This is a genomic window from Oscillatoria sp. HE19RPO (assembly GCF_024220515.1).
In the GTDB taxonomy this organism is placed as follows: Bacteria; Cyanobacteriota; Cyanobacteriia; order Cyanobacteriales; family Laspinemataceae; genus Laspinema.
This window is the reverse complement of record NZ_JAMXOT010000394.1, coordinates 1-11,788: the sequence shown is the minus strand read 5'-3', so window position 1 is coordinate 11,788 and position 11,788 is coordinate 1. Positions and strand designations below refer to the sequence as shown.

Genomic DNA, 11,788 nt, shown 5'->3' with positions numbered 1-11,788 from the left:
CAAAAAATAAAACCTTCAAAAAACCCGCAGGCTCAAGCCTGGGGCTACACGGACAAAGCGGTGCCTGCGCGGGCTAAAAGAGCCTTGTTAGGTGCGATCGCATCAAAGCAAGGATGATTTATTTGTTGGAATCCCCTTAGTCCCCAAAATGTCCGCGAATAACTGGGGGAACCGCTCTTTAATTAAAGATTGTGTAAAGACAAGGGGTTTGTCACCTCAAAGCCTTTGTTAAAGAAAGTCCGCCTAGGCGGGCTTTCTTTTATGGGATTCTAACCCTTCCAGACTGGGGAATTTCCGATAGAGCAGCCTGGATGAGGGAGCGTGGGAACGAATGTGATACTCTTGCTCTGACTTGAACCGATGAAGTCGGGCGATTTTACCTCTGAAGTATAGATGACAGGGAGAGAGTTTTATGCTATTTCTTTCCTACATTGTCCGTAAATCTTCATTTTTAGCTTGACAATTGGCGATCGGATGTTTTTTTTATAAATAATCACCTCAAGACTTCATCCCAATGGCAGATGAGAGCTTTGCAACTGATCGATGAAAATTATAAGGAAGCGGTAGAGAACTCATCAGAGTCGAAAGCGTACCTGAAATGGACTGGCCAGTGTGAGGGCAAATCCGAAACAGAACGCTTAGAGATGGGGAGACTTTCTATCGGGTCGAACTCTAGTAGTAAAAGGGCTTGACTCCGAAAGGGGGTGGGATGACCTGACCCACTAACCTCGGAAGTATCGGAAGCGCGGGCGCATTTACCACTGTGCGATCGCACTGATTTTCTGGGTCTGAGTTGAGCAACAGACCCCCGTGAGTATCGCTGCTGATAGGAAGAGGATAAATTTATGAATGATGCTGTAAAAATCTTTTCTCATTATAATACCAAGTCAGGCTCTGTGTCTAGAAAACGACGGTGGCCTATTTACTTATTTTTAGGAATTACAAGCAATCTATTGGTGTGGGGGGCGGCGATCGCCTACATCACTCTCAAAGCCCCAACCTATACGACCAAATGGTCTATTACGCTACCGAGTACAGGTTCCACAAGCAAAGTCGATTTACCGGGCATTGGGGGAGCTTCTTCCCAAACCGACTCCCCCTACCGATATGATTCCCACCATGACCCTCGGGAAAATTACAAATATATCGCAGCCAGCGATCAGGTTAGAAGCCGTGCAGCCCAACTGCTCAATCTCGACCTGAAAGCCTTCAATAAACCCCAGATCGAGATTATCGGCAACTCCACTCTGATGGAGTTTGAAATTGTCGGAGATACCCCCCAACTGACTCAACAAAAGGCAACCGCCCTCCACCAAGCGTTCCTACTTCAGTTAGAGGAACTCAGACAAGAAGAAATCAGCGATCAGGACCGCAACTTAGAAATGTTGCTCAATCAATCTCAGCAAAACTTACAAAAGGCCCAGGCTCGATTATCAGAGTATCAAGTCACCTCCAATATCATCTCTTCCGAGCAATTGGTTGATCTCTCAAAAACCATTGAAGCCTTACGAAAGCAAAAAGCAGAAGTGGATGCCCTGAATCGGCAAAGTAATGCCCGAATGGTCCAAATTGCTCAAAACTTAGACCTCACTCCGGCAGAAGCGAACGAAGCCTTTGCCTTACAATCTGATTCTTTGTTTCAAGACTATCTGCTGAAATACCAAACAGCCCGGGGTGAGTTAATGACCTTGACCTCGGTTTATACTTCGCGCCATCCTGTCGTTTTGGCTAAACAACAGGAAATTGATCAAGCCGAAGCGGAATTAAACCAACGGAGTCAGCAAATTGTCGGGCGACCCTTTGACCCCGAAATCTGGGAACAAACCAACTTAGGAAATGCCGAGAATGCCTCGAAGCGCGAACTTTTCTTCCAAGAGTTAATTACATTTCAGACAGAAAACGTTGGCTTAGAAGCACAATCTCAAGAGTTAGGGCAGCAGATTGAACGATTAGAAAAACGATTAAAAACCTTATCGATTCAGGGTTCAAAACTGGAAAATTTACAGCGGGATGTTCAAATTGCCGAAGCGGTGTTTTCTTCCACTTTAACCCAGCTAGATATGAGTAAGTCTAACATTTTCGCCAGCTATCCGCGCATTCAAATGTTGACGCCACCGGCTTTGCCAGAAGAACCCAGTTCTCCTAAAACGTTATTAGCCCTACTCGGTGCGGGGATGAGTTCGGTCTTTTTTACTGCTGGATTTCTCCTGCTGTGGATGCGGGATGTCAAAAATCAACGGCGGAAACAAAGTGCCATGCCAGACCCTAAACCCCAACCGATTCCCGTTAACTCGGCGCACCCTCAGCACAATTCCTCTACCGCAGTGTCTAAGCGATGAAGCCAGAAAATCTACCTGAAAAGTTAGTGTGGTATTACATCATCGGCACTTATATCATTTATTTTATGGGTGCTCAGTATGTGTTTGCCCCCCTTTTAGCTTATGTCCTGCTGTTTTATGTGTTGAAAAAATGGTGGAACCAAACCGAGGATACACCCCCGGAAGAACGGGTCAGGTTTACCCCTTCTAACTTGGTCTGGATGGTGGCAATGTTTATCATGTACATCGCGTTAGTCATGGGTCATATAGACTTTGGAATGGGCTTAGCGCAAATCATTCGGTCTACGGTGAATGGATGGCTTAGAAGCTGGGCGCTGTTGGCCCTATTTCCCCTAGCGGCTCATTTGGATATTCGCCCTAAGTTAATTTATCGAGCCATTGCGATTCTCTGTGTTCAAAGTTTGATTTTGATTCCCTTCGGCTACCTGTTTAGCATGGCGGGTCTTCCGAGTAAGCTCTATACTTCTCCTTTACAAGCCTTTGGAGGAAGTTCTTTATACAACGTAAACTTGCTGTATCAGTATGATTCCGATGGGGGTCAAACGCGAATGTTTTTGTTCGCCCCCTGGGCACCGGCTTTGGGAATGATTGGCACCATGTACTTTGGGATCGTCCAGCAAGAGGAACACAAAAGATGGCGGTTTTGGGGCATGGTGGGGGCCGCAGCAATGGCCTTTTCATCGGTTTCTCGCTTGGGAATTATCGCCATGCCCTTCGTTCCCCTGGCGGTGTGGGGATTGACCCATTTTTTAAGACCTTGGATGATCTTTGCTTCAGGGTTTGCCAGTTTAGGCTTAGGGCTATTTGCACCGGCCTTGATCGAGTTTCTCAACGCCGTCAAAACTCGATTTACTCAAGCCCGGGCTAGTTCTTCCCACGTTCGAGATGTACTCAATGATATGGCCGTTTATCGCTGGAGAACGGACGCTCCCATCTGGGGACATGGCATTCTGCAACCGAAAGGACCCAGAGTAGTGGCAGGAATGCCTGTTGGCTCTCACCATACTTGGTTTGGGGTGTTGTTTCTGCACGGAATTGTCGGCTTTTTTGCCCTCACCATTCCCCTAATCTGGACTTTCATCGAAATGCTGATTAAAGCCCAGCACTCTCAAACCGCCAAAGTTTCCTTACATTTTCTAATTGCCCTGTTTTTATTTGCATTCGCGGAAAATATCCAAGGTTTGGCTTACCTCTATTGGCCTTGCTTACTTGTGATGGGAATGGCCTTTAAAGAAAAATTAATCGTTTGGAGCGACACTGATGAAAAAGAAACGTATCTTATTTCTGATTTCTGATAAAAAAATGGGGGGTGTCATGACAATGGTGGATAGCTTGACTCGTTCCTATCTATCCAAACAGTTTGACTTTAAAACCGTTTGCATGGATGCTAATGAAGCCATCCATGAACGAGTCACTCCAGATGTTGTGGTGATTAATAAAGCCTGTAGTTGGAAGAGAATCCCCAATTTACTCTGGTTAAATCTTTGGAAAGGAAAAACCCAGGTGGTGATTATTGAGCATCATTATACCGCAGGATTTGAAACCCATCAGGTTCCGGAAAAAAAGCGCTTTCGATTGATGCTCAAAATTTCCTACTCCTTGGCCGATCGCGTGGTGGCGGTTTCGGAGGCTCAAGGGGATTGGATGTTTAAAAACAACTTAGTAGCCTGGGACAAACTGTATCAAATTAATCCAGCGGTCAAACTGAAAGAATTCCTGGAAGTTGCCGATCGCCAGCCCTGCAAAGAAATTCGGTTAGCCGCTTATGGTCGATTCTGCAAACAAAAAGGATTTGATATCTTGCTAGAGGCTATGAAGTTAATTCCCCAACATACCGTTAATTTATATTTAGGAGGAGATGGCCCCGACAAGGAAAGCCTCAAAGAACGCGCCCTCGGGTTAGCAAATGTCAAATTTTGTGGGCAAATCGAGGATGTCCCCCAGTTTTTAGAACGATGTGATGCGGTGGTCATTTCATCACGCTGGGAACCCTTTGGGTTAGTCTGTATGGAAGCCAAAGCCGCAGGGAAGCCCGTGATTGCCTCGGATATTGATGGGTTACGAGAACAAGTGAGCAATTGTGGGATTTTGGTTCCCCCAGAAGATCCGGTCAAATTGGCCGAAGCGATCGCCTCCTTGGGCGAGAGTGACCTCTTAACTTGGGGTCAAAATGGGCGGCACTCGGTCCAAGATGCCCGGGACCAATTTTTAACTCAATGGGAAAACTTACTGGTGGAATTAACACCAACTTAAAACCTCGGTCATGTTTTTAAGTCAAAAAAATTTCCAAACCCAATCTCAATCAAGCAAGCATCTACAGAAAGGAAGGTATTAATGAAAAAGTCCATGCGCTGGGATCGTTTTTTTACGAGGGGAACACCAGTTATCGCTTTGCCGGATTGGAATGAGCCTCGGCTTTTTGTCCCAGCTCAAAATTTTTGGCAGCGATGGAAAGGAAGCTCCTTGTGTCCTCCTCCCTCGGCTAAACCCGATGCCATTGCCTTGCCCCCAAAGTTGGGGCGACTCTTGTATCGAATTCAGGTCGCTTTAGGCCAGTCGCCGATGCAAATTGCCTGTCGAAAAAAGTCGGGTTCAATCGATATTCAGGGGTTTGTCCGGGAGATTTTTCCCGAATTTAGTTGGGCGGTATTTTCCGTCGGTGTTCCGGGGAAAGCGCAGAAAATTACCGCCCAACTCTGGAACGATCGCCATCAAGTGATTGGCTATCTGAAATACTCGCGCAAACCCATCGCCTGCGATCGCATCGCCCGGGAATACGCCGTTCTTTCTCAATTGCAGGTCCAACCCAGACCCTTAAAATTTGGCCCGTTGAGTAAGGGAACCGCCCTTTTAATTGAACCAATTCCGGGAAAACATATCTCTTCTGGAACCCTTCCCCCGGAACCAGAAATTCTCACCCTTCTGGATCAGTATGCGATCGCCAAACCTGTTCCCCTGAATGAGCATCCGTGGGTTCAATCCTTCCAGCAAACTGCCGACCCCTTCGCCCTGAAGTGGTTAGATGCCTTGGGCAATCGCCCCTGGCCGATTGTTGCCTTACATGGGGATTTTTCCCCCTGGAACCTGTTGCGATCGCCCAATGGCAAGATTTTTGCCATTGACTGGGAATATGGTCTGGCTGAAGGGTTTCCCTACCTCGATCTGGCGTATTACATCCTGCAAGTCGCCTATTGGTCCTTAAAGTGGTCTCCCATTCAAGCTTTTGAGTATGCGGTGGAGTTTCTCTCTAGCCGTTCTGGGCCAAACCTCACATTAGCGGAGGCAAAGGCGATCGTGCGATTGAGTGCCTATCAGGGTTATCAATTTATGCTCGAAGATGGACATTCTCTCGAAGAACAACCTCAATATTGGCGCTCTAAGGTGTGGGAACATGAACTTTGCAACCTTTCAAACTAAAGTTAAAAAGAAACTTAATAACAAATTTGTCCAAAATATTGGCTGGCTGACTGGGGCCGAATTTGCCATCCGCGTCATTCGCTTATTGACTACGGTGGTCTTAGCTCGATTTTTAACCCAATACGATTATGGGTTAGCCGCCATCGTTTTAACCACCTATGAATTTACCCGTGTCTTTACCGATATTGGCATTGGCGCTAAACTGATTCAAGCCGAGCCGGAAGAACTCGAAGACTTATGCCGAAATGCCTATTGGATGAGTTGGGTCATCTATAGCGGCTTATTCTTGATTCAGGCCCTCGTCGCGTTTCCCATTGCCTGGTTTTATAGCGATACCAATCTGGTTCTACCCATTGTGGTTTTAGGGGGTGTCTTTCTAGTCACCCCGGTAGGGGTGGTTCAAGCCATCTTACTGCGCCGAGAAAATCGCCTGGAAATCCAAGCCCTCAATCATGTAGCAGTTCAAGGAACGAGTAACCTTTTATCCCTCGTCTTCGCCGTACTAGGGTTCGGGATTTGGGCCATTGTCATTCCGAAACTCATGGTAACCCCCTTGTGGGCTTATATCTACATACGGAACCATTCGTGGCGTCCGAAGGGAGGATTTAGGAGTGAAAAATGGAAAGAGATTTTTGGATTTGGCAAAAATGTCTTAGGGGTAGAATTGTTAAAGACCCTGAGAACTAATCTGGATTATCTACTCGTGGGCCGTTTTTTAGGGATTACTGAATTAGGAATCTACTTCTTTGCCTTTAATGCCGGATTAGGGATTAGCCTGAGTATCATTAAATCGATTAACGCAGCCTTATTACCTCATTTGTGTTCCATGCGAGAAGACTGGAGCAAAATGAAGAAGCAGTTTTATAAGAGCTTAAAGTTAATTGCAGCCTTAATCATCCCCTTGGCACTCTTACAATCGAGTATGGCCCCGTTCTATGTTCCGATTGTGTTTGGAGAAAAATGGATTGAAGCGATTCCGGTGTTAATGATTATCTGTATCTCGGCTATCCCGCGCCCATTCGGTAATGCTGCCTCTCAATTAATGGTGGCAATTGGCCGACCGGATATCGATCTCAAGTGGAATATTATCTTTACCACAGTCTTCACAATCAGCTTGTTTGTCGGTCTCCAGTGGCAAGTGGTGGGGTTAGCCATAACCGTCTTGCTGGTTCATGCGATCGCCTTACCTGCCTATACTATTTGGGCGAGTCGGTATGCCTTTAACCGCAATAGTTAATCATTCTTTGGGGAAACGGTGAGGACCGTTTCCCCCAGGCCCTTCCACTCTTTTGTATCCAACTTCAACAAACCAAACCTTTCATTGAGTCCTTTAGTAAATTACCCGGTGAAATCTATGAAATTAATTTCTGTCATCGTTCCCGTTTATAACCTAGAACAATATATCGTTGACACCATCCAATCTGTGTTGGCCCAAACTTACAAACATTTTGAACTCATCGTGATTGATGATGGTTCCACGGACCGCACCGCTGAAATTTGCGAATCATTTGACGAACCCAAGTTAAAATTAATTCGTCAGAAAAATAAAGGCGCAAATGCGGCCCGGAATGCCGGACTTCGTATAGCTCAAGGGGATTATATCGCCTTTCTCGATGGGGATGACCTCTGGTTACCTGAAAAACTAGCCAAGCATATCGAGCATTTAGAACAGTCCCCGGAAGTTGGCATTAGCTATAGTCAATCCGCTTTTATTGATGAAGCCGGAAACCCAATGGGGCTTTATCAAATGCCCAAATTGACGGATATTACCATTCGAGATATCCTTTGTCGCAATCCGATTAGTAATGGCTCCTGTGCTGTCCTTCGCAAAGAAGTGTTTGAAGGGATTAAATTTCAAGATTACCTCTATGGAATTCAGCAAGATTTTTACTGGGATGAGCGATTACAAGGCTCTCAAGACCTCGATTGTTGGTTTAGAATTGCCCTGCAAACCGATTGGAAAATGGAAGGAATTCCGGAAATTTTAACCCTGTATCGGGTGAATTCTAACGGACTCTCGGCCAAATTATTAAAAAAACAAGAGTCCTGGGAACAGGTTATCGAAAAAACCCGGGCGTATGCGCCGGATGTGGTGGCCCGATGGGAAAATCCAGCCCGCGCCTATCACTTGCGATATTTGGCGCGTCGGGCGGTGACGTTACGGGATGGAAAGACTGCCCTGAAATTGGCATGGGATGCGATCGCCACTCACCCCCAAATGATGCTAGAAGAACCGAAACGCACGGGAGTCACCCTAGCGGCTGCCACGGTCCTTTCAGTGCTGCCTCAGCCCGTTTATCAACAACTCGAAGACCTGGGAATGAAACTAGCAGGACGGTTTCAAAAACGTCAAGTTTTGCAGTATAAAACTTAACCCCTCGGTGGCGGTGTATTCTCAGACCTCGTTTTTCTAGCTTGAGATCAACGAGGTTTCCCCAAACTGTCCTAATTTTTAATCACTTTGTCAATCTCAAGACTTATCATGAAGCTAGTTTCGGTCGTGGTTCCGGTTTATAACGTTGAAGCGTATATTGCGGAAACCATTCAGTCAATTCTCAAACAAACTTACTCTAATTTTGAAATCCTGATTGTCAATGATGGGTCAACGGATCGCAGTATAGAAATCATTCAAACCTTTGATGACCCTCGCATCACCCTGATTCACCAAGAGAACCAAGGCGTATCAGCAGCCAGAAATCGGGGAATTGCCCAAGCGAAGGGAGAGTATATTGCCTTAATTGATGGGGATGATATCTGGGTCCCGGAAAAGCTCGAAAAGCACGTGCAACATTTAGAAAACTCCCCCCAAATTGGCCTCAGTTTTTGTCGGTCCGCCTTTATAGACCTCAACGGAGCCCCCTTGGGAATTTATCAAATGCCCCAACTCACCCATATTGACCTCCATCATATTCTCTGCCGAAATCCCATTGGCAATGGGTCCGTTCCTGTGATTCGTCGAGCAGCCCTAGAAGCGATTAAACATCCCTCAACCCGAAATAATGGGAAATCCCTTGCCTATTTTGATGAAAATCTTCACCATTTAGAAGATGTAGAATGCTGGCTGAGAATTGCCCTCAAAAGTGAGTGGCAACTGGAAGGAATTCCCGAAGCACTCACCCTCTACCGCGTCAATTTAGGAGGAGCTTCGACTAAGGTTGACCAGCAGATAGCTTCCTTAGAAAAAATGCTGATTAAAACGGCCACTTATGCCCCGGAACTGGTGGCAAAATGGGGGAGTATGGCCCGCGCTTATCAACTTCGCTTTTTATCCAGGCGGATGGTGAGTCTCGGTCATGGAAAAAAAGCGGTGGAACTGGTGAACAACGCACTGTTAACCTCCTGGAAAATCGCCCGGGATGAACCCCGTCGGACTTTTCTGACCTTAGCTGCGGCCTATTCCCTCTATCTCTTACCCTCGTTTATTTATCAACGACTCGAAGCACAAGGGATGAAACTAACTGGACTGTTTCAACAAAAACAAATTCTTCGAGAACAGCGTAGCTAGATAATCAATTTACTTTTTTTGCTTTTTGAACTGAGGATATTAAACCGATGAAATTTGTTTCTGTGATTGTTCCTGTTTACAACGTTGAGCGCTATATCGCTGATACCATTCGCTCTGTTTTGGCTCAAACCTATGGCAATTTTGAACTGTTAATCGTGGATGATGGGTCACCGGACCGGAGTATAGAAATTTGTGAGCAGCAGTTCGATGACCCCAGAATTAAAATTATTCACCAAGCCAATCGGGGATTAGCTGGAGCGAGAAATACCGGGATTCGTCACGCCCAAGGCGAATATTTAGCCTTTTTAGATAGCGATGATTTGTGGGAACCCAATAAACTGGAAAAACATATTGAGCATCTCGACTCGGCGTTAGAGGTGGGAATTAGTTTCAGTCGGTCGGCTTTAATTGATGAATCTGGGAATCCCACCGGCACCTATTTGATGCCCCAACTCACCGATATTGATGTGCCTTGTTTGTTGCGCGGGAGTCCTTTAGGAAATGGTTCAACTCCCGTGATTCGACGGGAGGTTTTTGAGGCGATTGAGTTTGAAGCGAACCGCTATGGAACCGTGGAAACGTTTTACTTTGATGAAGCGTTCCGGCAGTCGGAAGATATTGAATGTTGGTTAAGAATTGCGTTAACTACTGACTGGAAATTTGAAGGAATTCCCGAAGCGCTTACTTTATACCGGGTGAATACGGGTGGTCTTTCGGCGAACTTTATGAAGCAGCTTGAAAGCTGGGAACAGGTGTTAGAAAAAACCCGGTCATACGCACCCGAAGCGATCGCCCAATGGTGGGACTTGGCGATCGCCTACGAACTGCGATATCTCGCCCGTAATGCCATTCGCGTCAAAAATGGCAAAAACGCCGTGGAGTTAATCAATCGCGCCTTATTCACCTACTGGCGCATCCTCCTGGAAGAACCCCGGCGCACCCTGTTAACCTTAATTGCTGCCTATGTCCTGCGGTTGTTACCCGCCTCGGTTTATACTTGGATTGAGAATCGGGGCAACCAGTTGAATGGTTCTACCCAACAACAACAGATTCAACGCGATCGCCATCCCGAAACTCCTCCGTGCGTCCGACCCTAGCCCAATCCGTGGCGACAGAGACGCTCGCCCGATGGAGTGCTTTATTTTTGCGTGCTCATTTACTCGCAGATGCGGAAGCCTGGAATTATATTTACCAGGGCGGGGATCAACTCGACCCCCATGTTGAATTTCAAGGTCAAACGGTGCAGTGAGGGGGTTTTGTTGCACTAGGGCAGCCGGTGGGTGAGATGAGGGGGAGTCGGATCAATCGGATCGATCGGATCAATGCGATCGCCTCCAACTTCCCCGGTTCCAACCCTTTCCCAGGCGATCGCTTTCTTCCCGATTATCCGGGTCCAGTATAGGCAATCTGCCCCCTCAATACATTATTCTTTTAGCGCTAATCCAATCATCAACAATCCAGGCCAATTGACATAACTGAGTACATCAACTTCTTGGGTAATCGAAAAAAGCAGTAAAACCAAAAAAGTTTTTAATCCAACTCGTGCATTTTCGCTTTTACTGGCCTTATAAGATAAGATCATAAAAGTACAAGCCAAAGGGACAATCAGGGCAATAAAACCCACCAATCCTTTGGTGTAAAGTACATTAATCCAGGTCCCACAGCCCGAAGTGCCAATTGGATAAAACAGAGTATATCCAGGGCCTATGTCTTCTGTAAATCCATGTCCCCAGAGGGGAGCATCTGTCCGCCACTTGTACAAAGAGAATTCAGCTAACTTAAATCTCAACTCAGAAGAAGAGGCTCTAGCTTGGTTGATTCGATTGATAAAACTCTTCAGAGACCCCATTATGTTGGCAGCAAACAGACCCGTTAAAGAACTCCCCAAGCCTGCTGTAAAATAGAGGATAGGTTGATCAAAATGGGTCAAAACCCAGCTTACGATCAGCACCAAAGGAAGCGAAACCAGCGCCATGCGAGAGAGGGAACCAAAAATCATAGCAACAGCGCCAATCGTCCCAATCATTCGCCACGTTCGGTTAGGTTCTTGACGAACTAAAAAAAGGTAGATCATCCCAATGAGGGCTAAAGTGGGGGACCAGGGTGCAAACAATGATAAGCGAGGTTGACCACTTTCTCCATCCAAAAAGTAGAACAGCACCTTATAAAAATCCTGAGAACCGCCCCCAATTCGATGGAAAGGAGAAACATAAATTCCATCTTTAGGTAAACCAGCCAAATAGGCAAGATAACACACTCCCATAAAAAATAAACTTTGCAAAGATACAATACAGACCCCTCGGTAAAGCAATCTCGGTCGGATCTTTAAGCAACCAATTAGGGGGAAAATAGCCCAGAGTCCCCACTCTCTACCCCATTTGACTAAAAGACCTCTCCAAAAATTCCAAAACATTACCAGGAAAAGATTCTAGGATTATCGGTTATTTTTCATCTGCATTGAATTCTTACGAGAATATAGGGGTTTAAGGAGATTTGAGTTAAAAATCGCCAAATTATTGGCCCTTAT

At 46.1% G+C, this 11,788-nt stretch carries 10 protein-coding genes; 9 read left to right on the top strand and 1 reads right to left on the bottom strand.

Annotated elements, in window-relative coordinates:
• Positions 1–845: 845 nt before the first annotated feature.
• The 9 genes from NG833_RS27590 to NG833_RS27550 all read left to right on the top strand — a co-directional run bounded on the left by NG833_RS27590 (position 846) and on the right by NG833_RS27550 (position 10,510).
• Positions 846–2,339, top strand: coding sequence for a hypothetical protein (locus tag NG833_RS27590; protein ID WP_254568473.1), 1,494 nt, complete (start codon positions 846–848; stop codon positions 2,337–2,339).
• Entirely contained in the window at positions 2,336–3,634 is a 1,299-nt protein-coding gene (locus NG833_RS27585) for an O-antigen ligase (RefSeq protein WP_254568472.1), read from the top strand. The genes NG833_RS27590 and NG833_RS27585 overlap by 4 nt, the downstream gene beginning before the upstream one ends.
• A complete protein-coding gene (locus tag NG833_RS27580) occupies positions 3,600–4,592 on the top strand; it encodes a glycosyltransferase family 4 protein (RefSeq protein WP_254568471.1) in 993 nt (330 codons plus the stop codon). The genes NG833_RS27585 and NG833_RS27580 overlap by 35 nt, the downstream gene beginning before the upstream one ends.
• A gap of 210 nt (positions 4,593–4,802) precedes the next feature.
• Entirely contained in the window at positions 4,803–5,756 is a 954-nt protein-coding gene (locus tag NG833_RS27575) for an aminoglycoside phosphotransferase family protein (RefSeq protein ID WP_254568470.1), read from the top strand.
• The gene (locus tag NG833_RS27570; protein WP_254568469.1) at positions 5,731–6,993 is read left to right on the top strand and encodes a lipopolysaccharide biosynthesis protein; all 1,263 of its coding nucleotides are present in this window, start codon (positions 5,731–5,733) and stop codon (positions 6,991–6,993) included. The genes NG833_RS27575 and NG833_RS27570 overlap by 26 nt, the downstream gene beginning before the upstream one ends.
• A 117-nt stretch (positions 6,994–7,110) precedes the next feature.
• Positions 7,111–8,130, top strand: a complete 1,020-nt coding sequence (locus NG833_RS27565) for a glycosyltransferase family 2 protein (protein ID WP_254568468.1) — start codon at positions 7,111–7,113, stop codon at positions 8,128–8,130.
• Positions 8,131–8,238: 108 nt separating this feature from the next.
• Positions 8,239–9,261, top strand: coding sequence for a glycosyltransferase family A protein (locus NG833_RS27560; protein ID WP_254568467.1), 1,023 nt, complete (start codon positions 8,239–8,241; stop codon positions 9,259–9,261).
• 47 nt (positions 9,262–9,308) lie between these two features.
• Positions 9,309–10,358 carry a glycosyltransferase family 2 protein gene (locus NG833_RS27555; protein WP_254568466.1) on the top strand — a complete coding sequence of 350 codons (1,050 nt, stop codon included), beginning with the start codon at positions 9,309–9,311 and terminating at the stop codon, positions 10,356–10,358.
• A complete protein-coding gene (locus tag NG833_RS27550; protein ID WP_254568465.1) occupies positions 10,343–10,510 on the top strand; it encodes a hypothetical protein in 168 nt (55 codons plus the stop codon). Before NG833_RS27555 ends, NG833_RS27550 begins: the two co-directional genes overlap by 16 nt.
• A gap of 174 nt (positions 10,511–10,684) precedes the next feature.
• Here NG833_RS27550 and NG833_RS27545 read toward each other — a convergent pair whose 3' ends face one another.
• The gene (locus tag NG833_RS27545) at positions 10,685–11,542 is read right to left on the bottom strand and encodes an O-antigen ligase (protein WP_254568464.1); all 858 of its coding nucleotides are present in this window, start codon (positions 11,540–11,542) and stop codon (positions 10,685–10,687) included.
• Positions 11,543–11,788 lie beyond the last annotated feature (246 nt).

Coding starts and splice junctions, on each gene's coding strand:
- NG833_RS27560 (WP_254568467.1), top strand. CDS start 8,239: ATGAAGCTAGTTTCGGTCGTGGTTCCGGTTTATAACGTTGAAGCGTAT.
- NG833_RS27555 (WP_254568466.1), top strand. CDS start 9,309: ATGAAATTTGTTTCTGTGATTGTTCCTGTTTACAACGTTGAGCGCTAT.
- NG833_RS27585 (WP_254568472.1), top strand. CDS start 2,336: ATGAAGCCAGAAAATCTACCTGAAAAGTTAGTGTGGTATTACATCATC.
- NG833_RS27565 (WP_254568468.1), top strand. CDS start 7,111: ATGAAATTAATTTCTGTCATCGTTCCCGTTTATAACCTAGAACAATAT.
- NG833_RS27570 (WP_254568469.1), top strand. CDS start 5,731: ATGAACTTTGCAACCTTTCAAACTAAAGTTAAAAAGAAACTTAATAAC.
- NG833_RS27590 (WP_254568473.1), top strand. CDS start 846: ATGAATGATGCTGTAAAAATCTTTTCTCATTATAATACCAAGTCAGGC.
- NG833_RS27580 (WP_254568471.1), top strand. CDS start 3,600: ATGAAAAAGAAACGTATCTTATTTCTGATTTCTGATAAAAAAATGGGG.